The organism is Xanthomonas massiliensis (assembly GCF_900018785.1).
GTDB classification, from domain to species: domain Bacteria; phylum Pseudomonadota; class Gammaproteobacteria; order Xanthomonadales; family Xanthomonadaceae; genus Xanthomonas_B; species Xanthomonas_B massiliensis.
Genome location: NZ_FCOY01000006.1, coordinates 829245 through 852003, shown reverse-complemented (window position 1 = coordinate 852003; position 22759 = coordinate 829245). Strand labels below are relative to the sequence as shown.

The 22759-nt window shown below is 67.7% G+C and carries 23 protein-coding genes; 2 read left to right on the top strand and 21 right to left on the bottom strand.

What is annotated here, in order from left to right; genetic code table 11:
- Positions 1-49: 49 nt before the first annotated feature.
- The 17 genes from BN3794_RS06895 to BN3794_RS06815 form a co-directional block, all read right to left on the bottom strand.
- Positions 50-268 carry a DUF2274 domain-containing protein gene (locus BN3794_RS06895; RefSeq protein ID WP_066095232.1) on the bottom strand — a complete coding sequence of 73 codons (219 nt, stop codon included), beginning with the start codon at positions 266-268 and terminating at the stop codon, positions 50-52.
- A complete protein-coding gene (locus BN3794_RS06890) occupies positions 265-1554 on the bottom strand; it encodes a TraB/TrbI/VirB10 family type IV secretion system protein (protein WP_066095229.1) in 1290 nt (429 codons plus the stop codon). Before BN3794_RS06890 ends, BN3794_RS06895 begins: the two co-directional genes overlap by 4 nt.
- Positions 1555-1556: 2 nt before the next feature.
- On the bottom strand, positions 1557-2546 hold the full coding sequence (gene trbG, locus BN3794_RS06885; protein WP_078059630.1) for a P-type conjugative transfer protein TrbG: 990 nt from the start codon (positions 2544-2546) through the stop codon (positions 1557-1559).
- A complete protein-coding gene (trbF, locus tag BN3794_RS06880) occupies positions 2543-3247 on the bottom strand; it encodes a conjugal transfer protein TrbF (RefSeq protein WP_066095223.1) in 705 nt (234 codons plus the stop codon). The genes trbG and trbF overlap by 4 nt, the downstream gene beginning before the upstream one ends.
- A gap of 12 nt (positions 3248-3259) precedes the next feature.
- Complete coding sequence (trbL, locus tag BN3794_RS06875) at positions 3260-4657, bottom strand: P-type conjugative transfer protein TrbL (RefSeq protein WP_066095220.1); 1398 nt, start codon at positions 4655-4657, stop codon at positions 3260-3262.
- The gene (locus BN3794_RS06870; protein ID WP_066095217.1) at positions 4654-4986 is read right to left on the bottom strand and encodes a hypothetical protein; all 333 of its coding nucleotides are present in this window, start codon (positions 4984-4986) and stop codon (positions 4654-4656) included. The genes trbL and BN3794_RS06870 overlap by 4 nt, the downstream gene beginning before the upstream one ends.
- Positions 4987-4998: 12 nt before the next feature.
- Positions 4999-5742: a P-type conjugative transfer protein TrbJ gene (trbJ, locus tag BN3794_RS06865; RefSeq protein ID WP_045880922.1), complete on the bottom strand. Its 744-nt coding sequence runs from the start codon at positions 5740-5742 to the stop codon at positions 4999-5001.
- Positions 5739-8189, bottom strand: a complete 2451-nt coding sequence (gene trbE / locus BN3794_RS06860) for a conjugal transfer protein TrbE (protein WP_066095214.1) — start codon at positions 8187-8189, stop codon at positions 5739-5741. Before trbE ends, trbJ begins: the two co-directional genes overlap by 4 nt.
- A gap of 10 nt (positions 8190-8199) precedes the next feature.
- Positions 8200-8484 (bottom strand): VirB3 family type IV secretion system protein, encoded by a 285-nt coding sequence (locus BN3794_RS06855; protein ID WP_066095211.1) that lies wholly within the window; start codon positions 8482-8484, stop codon positions 8200-8202.
- Positions 8481-8858: a TrbC/VirB2 family type IV secretion system protein gene (locus BN3794_RS06850; RefSeq protein ID WP_066095208.1), complete on the bottom strand. Its 378-nt coding sequence runs from the start codon at positions 8856-8858 to the stop codon at positions 8481-8483. Before BN3794_RS06850 ends, BN3794_RS06855 begins: the two co-directional genes overlap by 4 nt.
- Positions 8855-9853, bottom strand: a complete 999-nt coding sequence (gene trbB, locus BN3794_RS06845; RefSeq protein WP_425476709.1) for a P-type conjugative transfer ATPase TrbB — start codon at positions 9851-9853, stop codon at positions 8855-8857. The genes BN3794_RS06850 and trbB overlap by 4 nt, the downstream gene beginning before the upstream one ends.
- Before the next feature lie 68 nt (positions 9854-9921).
- Entirely contained in the window at positions 9922-10398 is a 477-nt protein-coding gene (locus tag BN3794_RS06840; protein ID WP_066095202.1) for a ribbon-helix-helix protein, CopG family, read from the bottom strand.
- A complete protein-coding gene (locus tag BN3794_RS06835) occupies positions 10395-12395 on the bottom strand; it encodes a conjugal transfer protein TraG (RefSeq protein ID WP_066095199.1) in 2001 nt (666 codons plus the stop codon). Before BN3794_RS06835 ends, BN3794_RS06840 begins: the two co-directional genes overlap by 4 nt.
- 235 nt (positions 12396-12630) lie before the next feature.
- On the bottom strand, positions 12631-12894 hold the full coding sequence (locus BN3794_RS06830; RefSeq protein ID WP_066095196.1) for an EexN family lipoprotein: 264 nt from the start codon (positions 12892-12894) through the stop codon (positions 12631-12633).
- Entirely contained in the window at positions 12891-13835 is a 945-nt protein-coding gene (locus BN3794_RS06825; RefSeq protein ID WP_066095193.1) for a LysR family transcriptional regulator, read from the bottom strand. Before BN3794_RS06825 ends, BN3794_RS06830 begins: the two co-directional genes overlap by 4 nt.
- An 18-nt stretch (positions 13836-13853) precedes the next feature.
- Entirely contained in the window at positions 13854-14789 is a 936-nt protein-coding gene (locus BN3794_RS06820) for an alpha/beta hydrolase (protein WP_066095191.1), read from the bottom strand.
- Entirely contained in the window at positions 14786-15988 is a 1203-nt protein-coding gene (locus tag BN3794_RS06815; protein WP_066095188.1) for an MFS transporter, read from the bottom strand. Before BN3794_RS06815 ends, BN3794_RS06820 begins: the two co-directional genes overlap by 4 nt.
- 130 nt (positions 15989-16118) lie before the next feature.
- Between BN3794_RS06815 and BN3794_RS06810 the strand changes: the two genes are divergently transcribed.
- Entirely contained in the window at positions 16119-17036 is a 918-nt protein-coding gene (locus BN3794_RS06810) for a LysR family transcriptional regulator (RefSeq protein WP_066095183.1), read from the top strand.
- Positions 17037-17041: 5 nt separating this feature from the next.
- On the opposite strand, the gene BN3794_RS06805 is transcribed toward BN3794_RS06810, so the two are convergent.
- Genes BN3794_RS06805 through BN3794_RS06790 form a run of 4 tightly spaced genes read right to left on the bottom strand, consistent with a single transcriptional unit; the run spans position 17042 to position 21694 of the window.
- Positions 17042-18253, bottom strand: a complete 1212-nt coding sequence (locus tag BN3794_RS06805) for an MFS transporter (protein WP_201455260.1) — start codon at positions 18251-18253, stop codon at positions 17042-17044.
- Positions 18250-19434 (bottom strand): MFS transporter, encoded by a 1185-nt coding sequence (locus BN3794_RS06800; protein WP_066095178.1) that lies wholly within the window; start codon positions 19432-19434, stop codon positions 18250-18252. Before BN3794_RS06800 ends, BN3794_RS06805 begins: the two co-directional genes overlap by 4 nt.
- Positions 19431-20483 (bottom strand): zinc-binding alcohol dehydrogenase family protein, encoded by a 1053-nt coding sequence (locus BN3794_RS06795; protein ID WP_066097119.1) that lies wholly within the window; start codon positions 20481-20483, stop codon positions 19431-19433. The genes BN3794_RS06800 and BN3794_RS06795 overlap by 4 nt, the downstream gene beginning before the upstream one ends.
- Positions 20484-20503: 20 nt before the next feature.
- Positions 20504-21694, bottom strand: a complete 1191-nt coding sequence (locus BN3794_RS06790) for a serine hydrolase domain-containing protein (RefSeq protein ID WP_066095176.1) — start codon at positions 21692-21694, stop codon at positions 20504-20506.
- A gap of 116 nt (positions 21695-21810) precedes the next feature.
- Here BN3794_RS06790 and BN3794_RS06785 point away from each other — a divergent pair, with 116 nt between their 5' ends.
- Positions 21811-22740 carry a LysR family transcriptional regulator gene (locus tag BN3794_RS06785; RefSeq protein WP_066095172.1) on the top strand — a complete coding sequence of 310 codons (930 nt, stop codon included), beginning with the start codon at positions 21811-21813 and terminating at the stop codon, positions 22738-22740.
- Positions 22741-22759 lie beyond the last annotated feature (19 nt).

Here is a 22759-nt window from a genome sequence, read left to right as displayed (position 1 = left end):
CCGAGGTATTTATGGAATCCTCAATTTGCCTTCAGGAACTCAGTCTTGTTCACGCCGCCCCGTTCTTGAATCCCCGATCCCCTGCCATGAACGCCTCCAGCATGTGCGGGATCAGCGTCACGGCATCGACAGTCTCGCCATACGCCTGCGCGTGCAGCGCGGCGTAGCGGTCGAGGTCGGCTTTCAGGCTGGCCGGGCAGGCAAAGGTCAGCTTGATGCTCTCGGTCTTGGGCAGCAGCCCCAGCCGCAGCTTTTTGGTCGTGCTCATCGTGAAGTCCCCCGATTGAAGAACAGCGGCTGGTACGGCCGCAGCACTAGATCCCGGTTGACGATGATGCGCACCGGCAGGCCCGGCCGCTCCGTCAGCGTGGGCTGGATGTTGAGGTTGCGCCGGGTCATCTCCTGGCCGACCTGATTGATGCTGTCCTGCGCGCTGTCGCGCCCGGCGACAATGATGCGATCGCCGTCCTGGCGGTTTTCCGGCGCGGCCAGCTCGGCGCCAACGCCCAGCAGCGTGGTCAGCATCGCACCGGAGAAAATGCGATCCCAATGCCAATCGACGCCATCCTCCAGGCCGGCATAGCCTGCCGGGTCGGTACCAGCCAGGTTGTCGAGCGTCAGCGAGGACGTGTCGGGCAGGATGATCCGATTCCAGACGACTTGAACGCGACTCTGCCCGTAGCTGACCTGGCTGTTGTAGCGGCCGAGGATGCGCGAGCCCTGCGGGATCAGCAGGAAGCGCCCGGTGGCTGTGTCATAGACCGGCTCGGTCACCGTGGCGATCACATCGCCCGGCAAGTCCGACTTGATGCCTGTGACCAGCGCCCCGGCGACCACCGTTCCGGCCATCACCTGATACGGCGATGCGGGCATTTGCAGGTTGCCGGAATTACGAGTTTCCGTGGTTACGGCTTGCTGGAACGCCTCTTTCTGGTCTTGCCTGTTCTGCACGGCCGTCGGGTCGGCGGGCTGGGCCGCCGTCGAGGCCTGCCCGCCCGCCATCGGGTCGAAGGCCGCATTGGCGGCGAAGTCCGGCGCGGCGGCCACCTGCGACTGCACCATCGGCGCGGCCTGCTGGGTGCCGGTGCGGAAGAATACCGACGACGCAGCCGCTTTCTCGGCCTCCTTCAACCGCGCCAAGCGTTCCGCCTCGGCCGGGTCGTGACCGGGGGCAGCGTAGGCGGCCACGGCCGGCTGCTGCGAGTTCACGATGGCCGGCCCAAGATCGCCCGGCAGCGGCGGCCCCAGCTCGGGCACGTCGGGGGGCAAGGTCGGCGGCAGCTTGGAATAGTCGGTCGGAAGCTGGTCGAGTCCTTCCGAGCGAGAAACGCGATCCACGTTGTAAAGCTCGGTCTGCTCGTTGGCCGCGCGCCGCTGCGGTTGCAACGACCACATCAGCGCGCCCAACACAGCGACCGACAGGCCGCCGGCGAGGATGGCCAGCGTGCGCCGGTTCAGCCGTGTGACCGGCCGAGGCTGGGCGCGCAGCGCCACCGCGTCGGGTTCGACCTTCGCCTGCGGCACGGCAACGTCGGGAGTGTCGTCCTGACTCATGGTCAGTTCCTCCGCGTGCCATCCGTGCGCTCGATGCGCACCACGTCGCCACCGTCCCCGCCCAAGCGCAGTTCAGCCGCACCGAACAGCCGATCGACGATGTAGTACGGCGAGCGGAAGCGGTAGTTCACCAGTTGCCCGTCGCCCTGCGCGCCGATGACGAACAGCGGCGGCAGCTCGCCTTGGGCGATGCCCGGCGGAAACTGGATATATACCTTTTCGCCGTCGTCGAAAGCGCGCAGCGGCTTCCACGGCGGATTGCTGCCGCTGATCGCGTAGCGGAAGCGGATGCGCTCAAGCGACAGGCCGGTATCGACCGGCGCGGTCGCCTGCGCGGCCTGCGCCTGGCGCTGCAAGGCAAGCATCCGATCTCTCGGGTAATCCCAGGACACCGATGCCATCCAGGCGCGTTCGGTCGAAGTCAGTTCCAGCAGGTACGTCCGGCGGCTGGTGGTGATGACCAGGTTCGTCTTCAACCCGGAACGGATCGGCTTGACCAGGACATTGATGCGCAGCTCTTCGCCGCTGCCGCTGGACGTGTCGCCGACGATCCAGCGCACGGTATCGCCGGCGGCGACCGTCACCAGTTCTTCGCCGGGCTGGAGCGAAACCACGGTGACGCGCCCCGGCGCGGCATAGACCTGATACAGCGCGCCGTCGGTGTACGGCCAGACTTGAATCGCGTTGACGTAGCCCTCGCGCGTGGGCGCAATGCGCGCCTCGGCATTGGCCTTCGATACGCGCACGGTTTCGTCGGCCGGCTCCGGCGCCGGCGGCGCTTCGTCCACCTCGGGCAGCGGTTTCAACTGCGCCGGCATCGGCAGCACCGTTGGCACCTCCACCACTTCGACCGGCTTGGGCGGTTCAGGCAACGGCTGGGCCTGCACGGGTTCATCGAGCGAAATGGTCGGCGGCGGCTTGCCCTGAGTGGCGCAGCCCGCCAGGACAAGAAGCATGAACGGCAAAGCGTAAAAGCGGAAAGGCAGGTTCATGGCTTGGCTCCTTCGGAAGAATCCAGCTCGCGGCTCCACGACAGGCCGTTGACGTAGATGCCCAGCGGGTTGTGGCGCAGACGTTCCTCGGTGCGCGGGGTTTGCAGCACGATGGACACCACGGCCGTCCACCGCTCCAGCCCGGCGGCCGCGCCATTGACGTAGCGGCGTTCCGTCCAGCGCACGTTGAAAGATGTGTCGCTGGCGCGCACGACACTGGTGATCTGCACCGTCACCGACTCGCGGCCGATGCGTGCGAACGGGTCGTTGGTGCGGGCGTGGTCGTTGAGCACGGCCGCGCCCCTGTCGGTGGTGTAGTCGTAGGCATCCAGCCAGTTCTGCCGCACCACGATGGGGTCGATGGACAGCGACCGAACCAGCGTGATGAAGCGCGCGATGTGGTGCGCCGTCTGCGCGTCGTTGGGCCGGTACGGCGTGGCCGCTTCACCCACTGCGCGTACCTGGCCGGCGTTGTCCACTTCCACTACATAGGGCGTCACGAAGGACTGCGCCGAACGCCAGACCAGGCCGCCGGCCATCAGCAGCGCCAGCGCCAGGCAGCCGAAGGCCATCAGACGCCAGTTCTTCGCCTGCACGCGGGCCGAGCCGATACGGTCGTCCCACACCTGCGCGGCGGCTTGATAGGGAGTGGCAGGCTGCGGCGTATCGGCATAGCGCACCTGCGGTCGCTTGAATCGCATGGTCGTCTCTCCTTATGAATCGGAATCGCGCAGGCTCGGGCCTTGCCCGGAGCCGCCACCATCGCCACCATCGCCACCGCGCAGCGTGTGAGCGGTGGTGGTCGCGGCATGGGTCATCTGCTGGCGGCGGTGCAGGCGCTTGGCCCAGGCCGGTTGCTTCTGCCCGGCGGTGGCCGGGGCATCGCCTTCGGCTGCGCTCCCTTGGGCGGCAGACGCGCTGGTTGCTGCGGTACCACCGCCAGAAGCCGGCGCCGCGCCATCGGCGCGGAAAGCGGCGGCTGTCCGATCTTTGAGCGAGCGCGCCCCGGCGGCGGCCTTCTGGCCGGCCGCCTGCGCGCCGGTCTTGGCGACGTTGCCCAGGCCCGCCATCGCGCCTTTGGCCCCGCCACCGGCTGCGGCGGAACCGGCCTGGAACGCCGAACGGGCACTGCCGGCCGTCGAGGCAGCAGCACGCGCACCGCTGCCAGCCAGCTTGGCGGCGGCCGGCGCCATACGCGCCCCGGCCATGACCGCACCGCCCACACCAGTCGCGGCGGCGCCAATGGCAACGCCCGTGCCAACAGCGCCGACAGCGGCACCGGCCATCGCGCCCGCGCCAAGCTGCGGCGCACCGGACACCAGGCCCGTGGCGATGCCTGGCCCGAAGATGCCCAGTGCCAGCAGCGCAAGCGAGGCGAGCATCACGACCAGGGCATGGTCGATGGACGGTTCATCCGGCACGGTCTGGAACTCGGCGAACAGGCCCGAACCGATGCCGACGATCACGGCCAGCACCAGTACCTTGACGCCAGACGACACCACGTTGCCGAGCACCTTTTCCGCGAGGAACGAGGTCTTGTTCCAGAGCGCGAACGGCACCAGCACGAAGCCGGCGAGCGTGGTCAGCTTGAACTCGATCAACGTGATGAAAAGCTGCACCGCCAGCACGAAGAAGCAGAGGATCACCACCAGCCAGGCGAGGAACATCACCACGATGGGGTCGATGTTCACGAACACCTCGGGGAACCCGGCCATGTCCCCGATCTGCTCCAGAATCGGCGCACCCGCGTCGATGCCGGTCTTCGCCAACCGCCCCGGTTGCAGGAAGTTCTCCATCGTGATGGCCGAGCCGGCGGCCGTCAGGCCCAGGCCGGCGAACGAGCGGAATACGATGCCGGCCAGCCAATTGAAGTTGCCGATGATGTAGGCGAAGGCACCGACGTAGAGCACCTTGCGCAGCAGCTTGGCGATCACGTCTTCGCCCTGGCCTGTGGCGTGGCTCATGGCCCAATACAGGCCGGCGATGGTCATGTCGATGACGATGAGCGTGGCGGTCAGGAACGCCACTTCGCCTTGCAGTAGCCCGAAGCCGGAGTCGATGTAGCGCGAGAACGTGTCCAGAAAGCGGTCGATGATGGTCACGTCGTTCATGGCGTGTCCTCGGATGCAGGCGAAGCCGGTGTTTCGCCGCCATCGGCGGGTTCATCGAAGCTCGGTGGAATCGGCGGCAGGTCTGCCAACGTCCGGTATTCATCCGGCCCGGTATGACCGGCGAAAAAGCACCGCCGGAACGCTTCGGCGGCAGCGCGGCAGGCGTCCTCGCCCACGGCTTGCCGGTCGGCTGCGCATTGCGTGCGCAGCGGCTTGAGCCGCGCGGGATCGGCGGTCAAGGCGTCGGCCAGGTCTTCGGCCTGCTGCTGGCCGCACGCGGTCAGCAGCAGGGCCAGCAGCGAAGCCGACAGGGCGAGGACGCATCGCATGGCTGTCTCCCGTCAGTTGGAATAGAAATCCACGCGCTGCGGCGTATACGGCGTGCCGGTGCCGAGGAAGCGCCGCCGCACTTCGCGGGCGCGCTCGGTGGCCGCCGCTTGCCGCGCCAGTTCTAGCGAGGCCGCACGGTCTTGCGTGATCTGGAGCTGCTGCGCCTGGATGGACTGCTTGGCCTGCAAGGCAAGGAGCTGGTTCGTCGCCTGCATCGCTTGCAGCGCGCCGGTGGCGGACTGGCTCTGGCTGACCAGATCGGCCAGCGCGCTTTCGTCTTGGGTCAGGTTCTGCGACACCTGGGCTTGCATCCGCATGGCGGTGTGCAGGCCGTTCAAGCTGTTCTGCCAGCGTTCGCGGGCGTCCTGCGCCATGCGGTCGCCGCTGACGGTGGCGGCGTACTGTTCGGGATACAGGCGCGCGAACTCCCGATCCATGCTCGTCACGTCGTAGGCCAGCCCCTGCGCCTCGGCGATCAGGCGTTCGGTGGTGGCAAGCGTTGAGCGCAGGCGGTTGACGATGTTGAAGTCCAGACGCGCCAGGTTGCGCGCCTGGTTCATCAGCATCTGTGCTTCGTTCTGGAGCTGGTTGATCTGGTTGTTGATCTGCTCCAGCGTGCGCACGGCCGTCAGCGTGTTCTGCACGAAGTTCGACGGGTCGAACACGGTGATGGCGGCCGCCGGCTGTGCGAGCATCAGCGAGACAGACAGCGCGGCAGCGAGCGAGGCGGACAGCAAACGGGGCTTGGTCTTCATGGTGAAACCTCCAGCGGTTGGACGTTGAGGAACGAAGCGGCCGCCGGTGCGGACGGCAGCAGGTCGGCGGCCCAATCAAGGCCGCGATGGCGCAGCCACGCGCCGGCGAAGCCGGGTGCGCCGGCCTGCGTCAGCACGCGGTCGATGTCGCGTTGGTCTTGCGGTGTGGATGCGCCCGCGAACGCGAGCGCGGCTGGCCCCAGGTCGAGGTCGAACAGGCGATTGCCGAGGCGCGATTGGTAGTAGTAGTCGCGCTTGGGCTGCGCGGTGGCGACGATTTCGATTTGCCGGCTGTTGAGGCCGAAGCCCTCGTAAATCGTGCGAATCTGCGGCTCGGTGGCCTGCGGGTTAGGTAAGAAAATCCTGCTCGCGCAGCTTTCGATGATTGCGGGCGCGATGGTCGAATCCTTGATGTCGGCCAGCGACTGCGTGGCGAAGATGACGCTGACGTTCTTTTTCCTGAGCGTCTTGAGCCATTGGCGGATGCGGGCCGCAAAGGACGGCTCATCGAGGAACAGCCACGCCTCATCGAGAATCAGCAGCGTGGGTGCGCCATCGAAACGCTCGTCGAAGCGGGCGAACAGGTAGCGCAGCACCGCTTGCACGGCGGCGGGGCTGTGCATCAGTTCTTCCATCTCGAAGCCCTGCACGTCGCCGAATCCGAGGCGGTCGGCGTCCGCATCCAGCAGCTTTCCGTGCGCACCGCCCAGGACATAAGGCGCGAGTGCCTGGCGCAGCGCGTTCGATTGCAGCAGCACGGAAAGCCCGGTCATCGTGCGCTGTTCCTGCGGCGCACCGGCGAGGCTGCCGAGCGCCGACCAGATGGCCACCTTCTCGTCCGGGCCGACGGTCACGCCTTCATGCAGCAGACGACCTTCCACCCATTCGGCGGCCCAGGAGCGGTAGCCCTCATGGTCGATGCGGGCGAGCGGCTGGAACGCGATGCCGCCATCGGCGCCGAGGTCGTAGTGCTCGCCGCCTAGGCCCAACACCGTCGCCCGCATGGATCGCCCCATGTCGAAGGCGAAGATCCGCGAGCCGGGGTAGCGCCGGAACTGCATCGCCAGGATGGCGAGCAGTACCGACTTGCCCATGCCGGTCGGCCCGGCGACCAGTGTGTGGCCCACGTCGCCGATGTGCGTGACCAAGCGAAAAGGCGTCGCGCCATCGGTGCGGGTGACGATCAGCGGCGGGCCGTCGAGGTGGTCGTTCTTCTCCGGCCCGGCCCATACCGCTGACAGCGGCATCATGTGCGCCAGGTTCAGCGTCGAGACGATGGGCTGGCGCACATTCGCATAGGCATTGCCGGGAATGGACGACAGCCACGCATCGACGGCATTGAGGCTCTCAGGGATGGTGACGAAGCCCCGCCCCTGGATGACGCGCTCCACCATGCGCAGCTTTTCGTCGGCCACGGCCGGGTCGTCATCGAGCACCGTCACCGTGGCGGTGAGGTAGCCGAAGGCGACCTGATCGCTGCCCAACTCTTGTAAGGCCGCGTCTGCGTCGGCTGCCTTGTTGCTGGCATCCGTGTCCACCAGGGGCGATTCCTGCTGGAAGATGGTTTCGCGCAGCAGCGCCACCACGTTCTTGCGCTTGGCGAACCACTGACGGCGCAGGCGGCCCAGCTCCTTTTCCGCCTCGGCTTTGTCCATGCAGACGAAGCGCGTACTCCAGCGGTAGCCAAAGCCCAGGCGGTTGAGGTCGTCCAGCAGGCCCGGCCAGGTCGAGGTCGGGAAGCCTCGTACCGACACCACGCGCAGGTGCTGGTCGCCCAGCATCGGCGCGAGGCCGCCGACCAGGGCGGAATCGGCCAGCAGCGCGTCGATATGAAACGGCACTTCGGGCACGCCCACGCGGTAGCGCCGCGCGGACACCGTGGCGTGCAGGTAGGTCAGCGTTTCGGCGTCATCGAGCCAGGCGATTTCCGGCATCACGCCATCGAGCAGATCGAACACCCGATCGGTTTCCGCCACGAAGGCATCGAGCCGTCCGCGCCAGTCCACGCCATCGCCAGGCGCGTGCTCGTAGAGCAGCTTGGCGGCGCGGGCGCGGGATTCCTCTGGCGGCAGGTAGGCCAGCGTCAGGTGATAGCCGCTCTCGAAGTGATGGCCGGACTCCTCCAAGGCAGAGCGGCGTTCCTCGTCCACCAGCCACGACAGCGGTTCGGGAAAGTCGGAATGCGGATAGTCCGCCGCTGGCCGGCGCTCGGCCTCGATGAACAAGGCCCAGCTCGAACCCAGGCGGCGCAGCGCGTTGTTGAGCCGCGCCGACGTGGCGATCAGTTCGCCTTGCGTGGCGCTGTCCAAGTCCGGCCCGCGAAAGCGAGCCGTGCGCTGGAAAGAACCGTCCTTGTTCAAGACGATGCCCGGCGCGATCAACCCGGCCCAGGGCAGCCAGTCGGCCAGCAGCGCGGGCCGCTGGCGGTATTCGGCAAGGTTCAGCATGGCATCCCTCTCACACGTCCAGCAGCGGCTTGTGCTTGATGTGCCGGGCGAAGACCGGCATGAACTGCGGATCGACGCGCGCGCCCCAGACGGCCAGCGAATGGCCGACGATCCAGAGCACCACGCCGGGAATCCACAGTTGCAGGCCCAGCCCGACGGCGGCGGCCAGCGTGCCGTTGGCGATTGCCACGGTGCGCGGCGCACCGCCCAGCAGGATCGGTTCGGTCAGCGAGCGATGCAGCGGGATCTCGAAGCCGGGCGCGAAACCCGGTGTGCCTTCGTTGACGGCACTCATACGACCGCCCCGCCGGAGAAGCTGAAGAACGACAGGAAGAAGCTCGAAGCCGCGAACGCGATGGACAGACCGAAGACGATCTGGATCAGCTTGCGGAATCCGCCGGACGTGTCGCCGAAGGCGAGCGCCAGGCCGGTGGCGATGATGATGATCACCGCCACGATGCGCGCCACCGGCCCCTGGATCGACTCCAGGATGGATTGCAGCGGCCCTTCCCAGGGCATCGAGGAACCGGCGGCCTGCGCCGTGCCGGCCGTCATCAGCATGATGGCCGCCAGCATCAGGCCCCGATGGGCAGGCCGGGCCAGGCGCCGCAGGCGTGCAAGGATGGGCGCCGGATTTACGGAAGTACGGAAAGCATGGGCGTGCGTCATGGCAGTTCTCCAGATTGGTCAGGGGACGGGAAAGGCGCAGCAGCGGCGGCTGCGAGGGAAACCGGCGGCAGTTCGGGAAACGGCGTTTCCAGCACGTCCGCCAGTTGGTAGCCGGCGGCGTCGAAGCCATTGAGGCGAGCGATGCTTTCGACGCGGCGCTTGCGGCCACGTCCGGCGATATGGATGACGACATTGACCGCCTCGGCGATCAGCGCACGCGGCGGGTTCACCGCGACTTCGAGAATCAGTTGCTCCAGCCGCAGCAGCGCGCCCAGCGCGGAGCCGGCGTGGATCGTGGCAATGCCGCCGGGGTGGCCGGTGCCCCACACCTTGATGAGGTCGAGGGCTTCGCCGCCGCGCACTTCGCCGACGATCACGCGGTCGGGCCGCAGGCGCATCGTGGCGCGCACCAACTCCTGCATCGACACCACGCCCGCACGGGTGCGCAGCGGTACATGGTCACGCGCCGCGCATTGCAACTCGATGGTGTCCTCCAGCACCAGCACGCGGTCGCCCGTCGCGGCAATCTCCGCCAGCAAGGCATTGGCGAGCGTGGTCTTGCCGCTACTGGTCGCGCCCGCGATCAGGATGTTCTGCCGCTCGCGCACGGCGCGGCGCAGGAAGTCCGCCTGGCCGGCGGTCAGGATGCCGTCGGCCACGTAGCGATCCAGGCCGATGATGCTCACGGCGCGCTTGCGCAGCGCGAACGCCGGGCCGGGCGCGGCAGGCGGCAAGATGCCCTCGAAGCGTTCGCCCGTCTCCGGCAGCTCGGCGGTCAGCAGCGGCTGGCCGCGATGCACTTCCGCGCCGACGTGCGCCGCGACCAGGCGGATGATGCGTTCGCCATCGGCTTCGGGCAGTTCGACGCCCAGCGGTGCGCGGCCCGACGACAGCCGATCCACCCATAGGGTGCGGTCGGGATTGAGCATGATTTCCACCACGTCCGGGTCTTCCAGCGCGGTGGCGATCAGCGGCCCCATTGCCGTGCGCAACATCTGGATGCGGCGATCTAGCGAAGTCGCGGACGACGAACGCGGTTCGGGTGGAAGTTGCGGAACGGCGCTCATGACGCACGCTCCGCGGTACGTTCATGGGCGGAAGACATTGCCGCTGCGTCATCCATCCGCATGGGGTCGGGGTGCAGTTCCTCCACCACATCGCGCACCAGGCTGCGCCCGCGCAGCAGGTGGCGGCCGAGCTGTTCGACGAACTGCTCGAAGCGCGCTTTGCCTTGGGCGCGGGCGGCGTCCTGATGGGCTTCGGGAACCGGCGTGCTGACGGTCAGGAAGTAGCGGATGAACAGCGCCAGGGTTTCGATCTGGATGTTCTGGTCGCGCTCCAGGCGCTCGGCCTGTCGCGACAGGCGATCCAGCCGTTTGGCGATCGCCGCCTCGCGCTGGTCGCCAGCGTCCGGTGACAGCCAGGACGCCAGCGCCGCCGCGACGATGGACGATTTGGACACGCCTTTCTTGGCGGCCAGCTCGTCCAGGCGCTTGGCGTGCTCGTGCTGGATGAACAGATTGAGGCGGTATTGGCTCATAAGTCGATTCCGTCGTTGGGGTTCAGCGATGCCAGCCGGGCCGTGCGCTGCATGGCCGGGTCGAGCTGGCCAGGGAGCGGCAGCGGCAGGTCGTCGTCGTCATCGAGCAGCCCCAGGTCGTTGCCTGACGACAGCGGTTCGGGGCTGTATTCGGTGACTTCGGTTAGCTCCGGCTGGCGGCGCGGGCCGCCGTCATCGGGGCCGCCCAAGGCATCGGCGGATACCGTGGCCGGCGCGGCGGGTACGGCAGGGATCGCCAGGCCGCTCCAGTCGTCGGGCCGCGATGGCGGCGCGTCGGCGTACTGCCCGGACGCCAGCACGGGCGACGGCAGTACGCGCTGCTTGAAATTGGCGTCGGCGTAGTAGCGCAGCTTCTTCGCCTTGATCGGTGCGACGCTGGACACCATCACCACGGCTTCATCGGGCGGAAGCTGCATCACTTCGCCCGGCGTCAGCAGCGGCCGGGCTGTCTCCTGCCGCGACACCATCAGGTGCCCCAGCCACGGTGCGAGCCGGTGGCCGGCGTAGTTGCGCTGCGCACGCAACTCGGTTGCCGTGCCCAGCGTCTCGGAAATGCGTTTGGCCGTGCGTTCGTCGTTCGTGGCGAACGTCACGCGCACATGGCAGTTGTCGAGGATGGAATGGTTCTGCCCATACGCCTTGTCGATCTGATTCAGGCTCTGCGCGATCAGGAAACTGCGGATGCCATAGCCCGCCATGAAGGCCAGCGCCGTCTCGAAGAAGTCCAGCCGCCCCAGCGCCGGGAACTCATCAAGCATCAGCAGCAGCTTGTGGCGGCGCGCGATGCCGTCGCTGCCATCCAGCGATTCGGTGAGCCGTCGCCCGATCTGGTTGAGGATCAAACGGATCAGCGGCTTGGTGCGCGAAATGTCCGAAGGCGGCACCACCAGATACAGCGACACCGGATGCTTGGACGCGATCAGGTCAGCGATGCGCCAGTCGCAGCGCGACGTGACTGCGGCCACGGTCGGATCGCGGTACAGGCCGAGGAACGACATGGCGGTGCTCAACACGCCGGAACGCTCGTTGTCCGACTTGTTGAGCACTTCGCGCGCAGCAGACGCGACAACCGGGTGCGGTGCGTCGCCCAGGTGCTTCGTCGTCATCATCCGGTGCAAGGTCAGCTCGAACGGGCAAGCCGGGTCGCTGAGGAAGTTCGCCACGCCGCGCAGCGTCTTGTCTTCGCCCGCGTACAGCACATGCAGGATCGCGCCGACCAGCAGCGCGTGGCTGGTCTTCTCCCAGTGGTTGCGCTTCTCCAGCGCGCCTTCGGGATCGACCAGGATGTCCGCGATGTTCTGCACGTCGCGCACTTCATGCGCGCCGCGCCGTACCTCCAGCAGCGGGTTGTAGGCCGCCGACTGCGCATCGGTCGGGTTGAACAGCAGGCAATGCGAGAAACGCGAACGCCAGCCGGCCGTGATCTGCCAGTTCTCGCCCTTGATGTCGTGGATGACGGCGGACGCAGGCCAGCTCAACAAGGTGGGAACGACCAGGCCGACGCCTTTGCCGCTGCGGGTCGGCGCAAAGGTCAAGACGTGTTCCGGGCCTTCGTGGCGCAGGTATTGGTCGCGGTGCAGGCCGAGGAAGACGCCGGCCGGCTGAGTCAGCCCAGCCTTGCGGATGTCGGCGGCATCAGCCCAGCGCGCCGAGCCGTAGGTCGTGACCAGCTTGGCCTGCCGCGAGCGCCACACCGACATGGCGATGGCGACCACCACGGCCAGCAGTCCGCTGCCGCCCGCAATCGCGCCGCCGGTGTCGAAGACATGCGGCGCATAGGCGTCGAAGAAGAACCACCACTCGAACAGCCGCCAAGGGTGATAAACCGGCGTGCCGAAGAAATCGAACCAGGGCGAGCCAAGGCGTAGCTGATAGCCCAGGGCGGCGGCTGTCCATTGCGTGGCACCCCACACACCGGCGATCACGATGCCGAAGACGGCGGCGATCTGCCCGAACAATACGCCCTGACCTTGCATAGACTGGCCTCCGATTCCTCTGCGCTGATTCCTCGTTCAAGCGCGGCACATGGACGTGCCGAATGACCTGAGAATCAGTGCCGGGTCAGTGCCGGTCAAAGACCGTTATCGGAAGAAAGGTCGAGTAATTGGAAAGAATTGGGGCTGCATCGCGCCAAAGAAAAACGCCGCAAGCGAAGGCGCGCTGCGGCGCGTCGGGCAGAAAATCAGAAGTTTCGTGGCGTATCGCCTGCGATCAGAACTTGGGCGGATTTTCCGGCGGCGTATATGGCGCCTTGCCGTCGCCATAGAACCGCTTGCGCGTGGCTTCGGCCACCCGGTTGCACAGCACGTCGCCCAGCGTGGCGCGATCAGTCTTGCATTGCTGGCGCAGCTCTTTCAGGCGCGAGGGATCGGACGCCAGTTCGTCAACGGTCGGCACGTTCTTGTTCTCTGGCGCTTCGTTCGGGCCGCAGCCAGTCAGTATCGCAGCCAACAAGAATGGGATGGTCTTCTTCATGGTTCGGCGTCCTCCAGGGAGTCGGGATCGTCGTCCGGTGTTGGCCCTGTGTCTTCCGGTGACTCGATGGCCTGTACGCGCTCGATGAAACGGGCCAGCGTTTCCGAAGGTTCGCTAACCAGGCGCAGCAGGTAGGTCGTGAGCATCGGCGAGCGGCCGACCAACGGCCGCGCGACAACGCCCTGTTCTCGGCTGGCCGCGATGTGCGCGGCGCCGGTTAGGCCCAATGCAAAGCCGGCCGAAACCAGCGCCATCATCAGGTCGCACGACACCACCCGCTCGGCCACCAGCGGTTCCATGTCCACGCGACGCAGCACGCGCTCGACCTGCCGCGCATGGCCTTCGCATGCCTGCTGATCGCACAGCACCAGCGGGTAGCGCAGCAGCTCTTCGAGCGGGATGCGTTTGTGGGCCAGCAAGGGATGCCGCGCGGGCACGGCCACCATCAGCGGATCGTTCCAGACGGGCATTGCAACGATGCCATCGCCGACTTCATCGGCACGGGCAAAGCCCACGTCGTACAGGTCGTCGTGCAGGCCCTTAATTTGTTGCGCCAGCGGCACTTCCGTCAGGCGGATTTCGACTTCCGGTTCTTCCTGCCGGCACAGCGCCAGCAAGGCGGGTAGCCGCGACGGCGTGATGCCGTCGGACAACGCGATGCGCAACTGGCCGTGGAAGCCGTTGGCGGCCGCCTTCACGCTGTCGCGCGCCTGCTGCAAAGCGGCGAAGACGCGCGGCACATGATCCAGGAACAGCTTGCCGGCGCGGGTCAGCCGCGTGCTGCGCGTGGTACGGGCGAACAGCACCACGCCCAGCTCTTCCTCCAGTTCCTTGATGGCTCGTGACAGCGGCGACTGCTCGATATGCAGTCGCTCGGCTGCACGCGCGAAGTGCAATTCTTCGGCAACGGCCAGGAAGCAGCGAAGGTGTCGTAGTTCCATCGCAACCCTCCGTGCTCGTCACGTTGCGTGTAGCGCCAAGCGCAAGGCTTCGCCGGCTTCGCGCAACGCCGTTTCCGCATCGGCGATGCGGTCTGCCATCAGCGTGAAGTCGTGAATCAGCCCGTCCCAGCGTTTGCAGTGAACCGGAACACCCGCTCGCCGCAGGGCGGCCCCGTAGGCTTCGCCCTCGTCGCGCAGCACGTCGTACTCGGCGGTAAAGATCGTCGCCGGGGTGACCCCGGCCAGATCGCTCTGAAGCAGCGGCGATGTGCGCGGATCGGCCGCCTGGTTGGTCACTGGCAGGTAGTGCCGCCGGAACCAGCGCATCATGTCCGCCGTCAGTAAGTAGCCGTTGGCGAACGCGGCGTGGGATGCGGATTCTCGGCTGAGGTCGGTGACCGGAAACAGCAGAAGCTGGTGTCGCAAAGCGATCTGCTCGCCACGCGCCCATTGCGCCACGACCGCTGCGAAGTTCCCGCCGGAGCTGTTCCCCGCCACCGCCAGGCGCGTGGCATCGCCCCCGAAGGACTCAGCGTGCCGGGCCACCCACGCCATGCTGTCCTGCGCGTCGTCCACGCCGGCCGGGAACGGCGCTTCGGGTGCCAGACGATAGTCCACCGACACCACGATGCTACGCGAATGGACGGCCAGACTGCGGCACACGCTGTCGGTCGTCTCCAGATCGCCGATGCAGAAGCCGCCGCCGTGGAAGAACACCGTGACCGGCTGCGGCCCGGCAGCCGCCGGGACGTACAGGCGTGCGCCGATGTCGCCTGCGTGTGTCGGGACGCGCCGATCCTCGACCCGCAGCGACCCGGTTCCCGCTGGAGGCGGGCTGGCCGGGATGGCGAACGCCGCACGCAGTTCGGCCGCGCTGATCCGGCGATAGTCGATGCCGGGATCGGCCTGATCGCGTGCATCGAGAAAGGCGCGAACCTGGGGATGCAAGGTCATGGCTGCGCCCCTTGCTCGGCTGTCGCCGGTGCGCCGAAGCGCATCGACGGCAGGCGTCGCTGCCAACCCAACGCCACCAGGGCCAATAGCGCCACCACCAGCCCGACCCAGGCCAGGCTGGTCAGGCCCCAGTGTGCGAGGCTGGCCGCCCCCAGCATCGAGCCGACGACCACGCCGGCATTGAAGGCCGCGATGTTCAGCCCGGACGCCACGTCCAGCGCCTGCGGCCGATGGCGGCGTGCCAGGCCCAGGATGCGCGATTGCAGCGGCGGAATGGCGCCGTAGGTGGTCAAGCCCAGCGCCATGACCAGGATCACCATCAACGCGAAGCTGTCCTGCGCCAAGCCGATCAGCGCCAGCACGGCAGCGATGCCCGCCAGCAGCCAGAGCGAGGCGCGATCCATACCGATGCGATCGGTCATCCGTCCGCCCACGACATTGCCGATCGCCGCGCCGATGCCATAGGCCAGCAGGATCACGCTCGCACCACGGATGTCGGTATGCGTCACCTGCAACAGCAAGGGTGTGATGAAGGTGTAGAGGACGAAGGCGCCGGTATAGGACAGCAGCGGCAGGCTGGCCCCCGCCAGCAGGCGGCGGTCGAACAGGACTGGTAACTGGCGCCAGCCTGGGCCGCTGCTGGCAATGTCGCCCGCGCCCGCAGGCATCCAACGGGCAACGCCCAGCACGCCCGCAAGTCCGCACAGCGCGATCAGCGCGAAGATCCACTGCCAGGGCAGCACGCTGCCCAGCCAGGTGCCCGCCGGCACGCCCAGCGCCATTGCCACGGTCACGCCGCCGAACACCAGCGACAGTGCCGCACCCGCTCGCTCTGGCGCGACCAGCCGCGTCGCCACACTGGACGCCACAGCGAAGAACACGCCATGCGCCAGACCCGACAGCAGGCGCGCCGCCAACAGCAGCGGTAGAGCGGTGGACAGCGCCGCCAGCACGTTGCCAGCGGTGAAGGCGAGCATGGCAACCAGCAGCAGGCGCTTGCGTGACCATCCCGACGCCAGCGCAGTCAAGATCGGCGCACCGATCACCACGCCGGCGGCATACAGCGTGACCGCCAGCCCCACTTGCGCGGCGCTCGCTTGCAGGCTGTCGGCCAGGGAAGCCGCCAGACCGATGCTGATGAACTCGGTGAAGCCGATGGCGAAGGCGCAAAGGGTGAAGACATAGATGGCAACGGGCATGTGGCGACTCCAGGGCGGGGCTCGTCGCCTGATGGCGTGACGAACGCAGTGATCCAGCCCTCATTCTGGAAAGGTCACATGCTTCCAAAAAGGAGTAGATTGGCTAAACATCTGTGATGGATCGGAATAAATGGCGATACGCAATCTGGATGATCTGACGGTGTTCCTGAAGGTCGTGGACTGCGGCGGCTTCTCGGCCGCTGCCCGCGCGCTGGACCTGGCACCGGCCACGGTGAGCAAGCAGATCGCACGCTTGGAACAGGCGCTGGGCGCGCGGCTGTTCGAGCGCAGCACGCGGCAACTGCGCATCACCGACGAAGGCCGAGCCGTCGCCGAGCGCGCCCGTCCCGCGTTGGCGCTGCTGGATGAGGCTGCCGATGTCGCCCGGAAAGGCGTGCAGACCTTGACGGGTACGCTGCGTATCACGGCGCCGGTGACGCTGGGCGCGCGTTACCTCGCGTCGGCGGCCGCCGCGTTCCGCGAGCGCCATCCGCAGCTTGGGTTCGACCTGCAATTGAGCGATCATGTCGTCAATCTCTACGACAGTGATCTCGACTTGGCGATCCGGGTTGGGCGGCTGGCCGATTCGCGTCTTTTCAGTCAACGGCTGGCACAGAACAGACGCATCTTGGTGGCGGCTCCGGCGTACCTGCGGCGCCTGGGCATCCCGGACCACCCACGTGAACTGCTGCGCTACCAATGCCTGCTGTTCGCCTACCCGGGGCTGCGTCCGCTCCGGTGGACGCTCAGGCACTCCACCCGGCGCGGTGCGATCGAGCAGGTGGAGTTGCCCGGTGAGCTGCGCAGCGACAATGGCGAAGCGCTGCGTACTTGGTGCCGGGCCGGCTTGGGCATCGCGCTGCGTGAGACCTGGGACGTGGCGGAGGAGCTGCGCAGCGGCGACCTGGTGCGCGTGCTCCCCGACTGGGCCGAACCCGCGGTGCCGATCCAGGCGGTACGCGTGCAGCGTGCGCCTGTCCCGCGCCGGGTCAGCGCGTTCGTGGAGTTTCTTGCCGGACAGTGGCGGCAGGCACCTTGGGAAGCCTGACATTCTCATCCCTCCATGTATCCATGCAGGTTTGAGCGCCACGGCTTTCTGGCCAGCACGGCAGCCATCGCCAACGCCGCAAACAACCAGCCGCTCCAAACCGTTCCCTGCATCCCTATTGCTTCGATGAAGCCGCCGCCGGCCGCCGCCCCCAGCACCACGCCGAGGTTGGCCGCCGAGACATAGAGGCTGGTGGCGAACTCGGGCGCATCCGGCGCCGCCGAGGTCATCCACATCTGGCTGACGATCAAACCGCTGGTGTGCGCCGCGCCCCACAGCAGGCAGATCGGCAGCATGGCCACGAACGACGGCGAAGCGAACAGCAGCAGCACGCCATAGGCGACTGCCAGCGCCACGGGGTAGCCCAGCACGGTCCAGGCGAGCCGGCGTCCCAGCGCGCGCCCGGCCAGCAGGTTGCCCAGCACACCGCCCACGCCGAAGACCGCCAGCAGCACGCTGATCGCCTCGCCACCCAGGCGCGCCTGCTGCGCCAGATATTCAGCGGCATAGCTGTAGACGGAGAACATGGCGGCGAACACGCACACCGCCATCGCGATCGACAGCCACACCGTCGGCCTGCGTAGAACGGCCAGCGGACGTCCCGGCATGGCCGCCTGCGCTTCGGGCCTGGATGGCAGCATGGTCCAAAGCCCGGCGGCAGCGATCAGGCTCATCGCCGCGCAGAAGTAGAACGCCGCCTCGTAAGACACCCTGGCCTCGATCCAGGTCGCCAGCGGGACGCCCAGCACCAGCCCCAGCGTGGTGCCGAGGAAGGCCATCGAGGTGGCGTGCGCGGCACGTTCCGGCGGGTACAGCGACACGGCCGCAGCGAAGGCCACCGAGAAGAACACCGGATGCAGCAGGGCCGACGGCACGCGCAGCACCATCAGCACCCCGAAGCTGGGCGCCCAGGCCGACAGCAGGCTGCACAGGCTGAAGACCAGCAACGAGCTGGCCAGCACCTTGCGCCGGTCGAAGCGAGACAGCCACAGCACCATGGCCGGCCCGCACACCGCGACCACGCCCGCGAACAGTGCGACCAGCCAACCCGCTTGGGCCACGCTGACGCCATGGCGCTGGACGATGGCCGGAAGGATGCCGACCACGCCGAACTCGACGGCATACAGGCTGAACAACCCCAGTGCGATGAAGAACAGTGCGCGCGCGCCGTTCATGGCTGCGCCTCTGTCTGCCGTTCGGGCGTGGTTGCCGGTCATGACCCGGCCGCATCCGCCGGAGCGGGAAAGCCATGCCGCCTGGCCGCCCACACCACCACCAGCGTCGCCGCCAGCAACCCCAGCAAGGCCGGTGCGAAGGCGCCGACGCCCAGCCGTTCGAGCAGCACGCCGCCGACGATGCCGCCACCGGCAATCGCCGTGTTCCAGGCGGTGACCAGCATGGACTGGGCGACGTCCGCCGCTTCGCCCGCCGTCTTGGCCAGGGCCGTCTGGAACAGCGTCGCGGCACCACCGAAGGCCAGGCCCCAGGCGGCCACCGCCACATAGACCACGACAGGCGCATCGCCCGCCACGGTGAGCGCCAGCGCGGATATCCCGAACACGACGGTGCTGGCGAGCGTCAGCACACGCAGATGGCGGTCGATCAGCACGCCGATGATCCAGATGCCCAGCAGCGAGGTCACGCCGAACACCAGTAGCACCAGGTCCGTGCGCTCGCCCATGCCCGCCGCCGCCAGGAACGGCGCGATGTAGGTATAGAGAATGTTGTGCGCCAGTACGAAGGCCAGCACCACGAACAGGACCGGGCGCACCCCGGCGATGGTGAAAACACGGCCCAGCGACAGCCGCTTGCCCGCCGCCTGCCCGGCGAAGTCCGGCACCTGGACGCGCACCCACACCATGAGCACCAGCGCCAACGCGCTCATGATGCCGAAGCACGTCCGCCAGCCGACCAGGTTGCCCAGGAAGGTGCCGGCCGGCACGCCCAGCGACAGTGCCAGCGGCGTGCCGACCATCGCAATGGCGATGGCGCGTCCCTTCTGGTGCTCGGGGACCATGCGCGCGGCATAGCCCGCCAGCAGCGCCCACAGCAGTCCGGCCGACACACCCGCCAGAAAGCGCGCCACCATCGTCAGGAGATAGCTGCCGGAGAACGTCGTGACGGTATTGGCGACGACGAAACCGGCAATGGCCGCCAGCAGCAACGGGCGGCGGCGCACGCCCTGCGTGGCGGCGGTCAGCGGAATCGCCGCCACCAGCGAACCGATGGCGTAGATCGTCACGGTCTGGCCGACCCAGGCTTCGGATACCGCCAATCCCTGCGCCATCTGCGGCAGCAGTCCGGCCGGCAGCGCCTCGGTCAGGATAGTGATGAAGGCCGCCGTCGCCAGGGCCAGCAGCGACGCCAGCGGCAGGCGGTCATGGGCAACGGCGCTCATCGTCCGGCCTCCCGCGCGGGTTGCACCGCGTCATCCTTGGCGCGGGCCACGACCACCTTGCCGGCCATGCCACCGCCTTCCACCAGCCGATGGGCTTCGATCAGGCGGGCCGCGTCCAGCGGATGCAGCACGTGGCTGGCGGTCGAGCGCAGCACGCCCGCGTCCACCAGCGCGGCCACTTCGTCGAGGATGCGGTGCTGCGCGACCAGGTCCGGCGTGCGGTACAGCGGACGGGTGAACACCATCTCCCAATGCAGCGACACGCTCTTGGCCTTGAACGGCGCTGCGTCCAAGCTGTCGTGGTCGTCGATGATCGCCAGCCGGCCCTGCGGCGCGATCAGTTCCGCCAGCTCATGCAGATGCTCGGCGGTGTGCGACAGCGCGGCGATGTGGGTGACCGGTGGCGCCGGCAATGCGCCGACCTGTGCCACCAGCGGCTGCCGGTGGTCGATGACATGGTGGGCGCCCAGGGCGAGGCACCAATCGCGGCTCGGCGCGCGCGAGGCCGTGGCGATCACCGTCAGGCCGGTCAGCCGCCGCGCGAGCTGGATCAGCATGGAGCCGACGCCGCCGGCGCCGCCCAGCACCAGCAGGCTGCCGGCATCGGCCGGCTTGCCGGGTGCCACCCCCAGGCGGTCGAACAGCAGTTGCCAGGCCGTCAGTGAAGTCAGCGGCAGCGCCGCCGCCTCGGCGAAGCTCAGCGTCCGGGGCATGTGGCCGACGATGCGCTCGTCCACCAGGTGGAACTGCGCATTGCTGCCGCTGCGATCGAAGGAGCCGGCGTAGTAGACCTGCTGGCCCGGCTGGAACAATGAGACCGCTTCGCCGACGGCGTCGACGATGCCCGCGGCATCCCAGCCCAGCGAGCGGATGCCATCGGGCACCGCGACGCGGCCGGCCCGGATCTTGGTGTCCACCGGATTGACCGAGACGGCATGCACCGCGACGCGCACGTCGTGCGGCCCCGGCTCGGGACGCTCGGTTTCGACATCGGTCAGGCAGTCGGGATCGTCCAGCGTGGAACCGCGGCGAAACGCGATGGCCGCCATGCGTGCGGGACTCGTCTTCATCACCGCACCTCCAGCGCGCCATAGACGGCATCGCGCAGGTCGGTGACGAAGCGGCCGGACATGTCTTCGTACAGCGTGTTGGTGAAGGCCACGACGCTCAGGCCCTGTGCCCGATCCACGAACCAGGAATGGCCGTAGGCGCCGCCCCAGCGCCAGGTGCCCACCGATTCCGGGGAAGCGGCCAGCACCGGGTCGCGCAAGACCGAGAATCCCAGTCCGAAGCCGAAGCCCGGCGCATCGGGCAGTTCCCGACCCTCCGTTTGATCCCGCGCCATCTCCACGATCCATTCGTTGGGCAGCAGCACACCGCAGCCCTGGCGCAAAGCTTCCAGCAGGCGCAGCAGGTCTTGCGCTGTCCCCGCCATGCCTGCACCGCCCGAAGGAAATGCCTGCGAATTGAAGATGCGGGACGGGTTGTAGGTGATGCCCGCGGCGCCCTCGAAGGCCGAGACCGTCTCCCCCTCGGCCAGCCGATGCGGCTGCGGCGCGTCGTTCACATAGGCGGTCGCCACGCGCTGGGGATCGCGCGCGACAAAGCCGGTATCGACCATGCGCAGCGGGCCGGTCACGAGCTGGCGCACCGCCTCGTCCAGCGGCATGCCGTGGACGCGCGCGATCAGCGCGCCCAGCACGTCCGTCGCCAATGAATAGCCCCAGGCCGTGCCCGGTTCGTACAGCAGCGGCACGCTGGCGAGGCGGCGCAGGTTCTCCTCCAGGCTGATGCCGGACGCATCCATACCGTCCGACACGCCGGCCCGTGCGTAGGGGCCGGCTGCGTCGGCCTCGAAGAAGCGGTAGCCGAGACCGGCCGTATGACTGAGCAGTTGCCGCACCGTGATGCGTGCCGAGCGGCCGTCGGCCAGCCGGGGTTGGAATTCGGGCAACCAGCGCTCGATGCCCGCGTCCAGGTCGAGCCGGCCTTGCGCCACCAGCACCAGGGCCGCAGCGGAGACGATGGGCTTGCTCACCGAGGCCAGCCGGAACACCGTCTCCAAGGTCATCGGCCGCGCGCTTTCGCGGTCGGCGAAGCCGGCGGCCTGCTGGTGGATCAGTTCGCCGTCACGCGCCACGAGGATGACGGCACCGACCAGCCGCTGGTCGTCGAGCGCCTGCTGCACGGTGTTGTGAATGCGCGTACCGAGGTGCGCCGGCGGAACGCCTTGGCGCAGGAAAAGTGGGGGATTCGTCATGGCAACTCGCTCGCCTCGATGAGTGAAGCCTTGACGATAGAAAGCCTGCAATTAAAGAAAAAGCAGGCTACAGTTCCTGTTTGTGCGGAGCTATGTGCCCGCAATAGAGGTGTGGAATGGACAGCCTGAACGGCTTCGTGGTGTTCGTGCAGGTGGCCGAGACGCGCAGCTTCGTCGCCGCCGGCCGGCTGCTGGGCGTGTCGGCCTCGGCCGTGGGCAAGAGCGTGGCGCGCCTGGAAGAGAAGCTGGGGGTACGCCTGTTTCACCGCAGCACGCGCAGCGTCACGCTGACCGCCGAGGGCGCGCTGTTCCTGGAACGCAGCCGCCGCATCCTGGCCGAGATCGAGGCGGCGGAACTGGAGTTGTCGCAAGCCACCGCCGCACCGCGCGGGCGCCTGCGGGTGAGCCTGCCGCTTGTCAGCTCGCTGGTGCTGCCGGTCCTCGGCGAGTTCATGCGCGAGTACCCCGAGATCGAGTTGGACCTGGACTTCACCGACCGGATGGTCGATGTGATCGAGGAAGGTTTCGACGCGGTGGTACGCACGGGCGAGCCGACCGACTCTCGCCTCACTGCGCGCAGGTTGGGCACCTTCCGCTCGGTACTGGTCGCCTCGCCTGGCTACCTGGAACTGCGGGGGACACCCCAAGTACCTGCCGATCTTCTGCTGCACACCTGCCTGCATTACCGCTTCCCCAACAGCGGCAAGCTGGAGACCTGGGCATTGCGACAGGAACCTGGCGCGCCGGAACTGCAATTGCCCACCTCGATGATCTGCAACAACATCGAGACGCGCGTGTGCTTTGCGCTGCATGGACTGGGGATCGCCTACCTGCCGGACTTCGCTATCCGCGAGCCATTGGCCGACGGCCGGCTTCAGCCCATCCTCGCTGACCATGTGGAGCGCGCCGGCGTCTTCCACGTGCTTTGGCCGGCGAGCAAGCACCCCTTGCCGAAGGTGCGGGCGCTGGTGGACTTCCTTGGCGCGAGGGTGTTTCCGGCCACCAAGAGCAAGACCCCGAGCCCCAGAGGTCAGCGCAGTCGATAACGAGACGTGGGCCATGCCG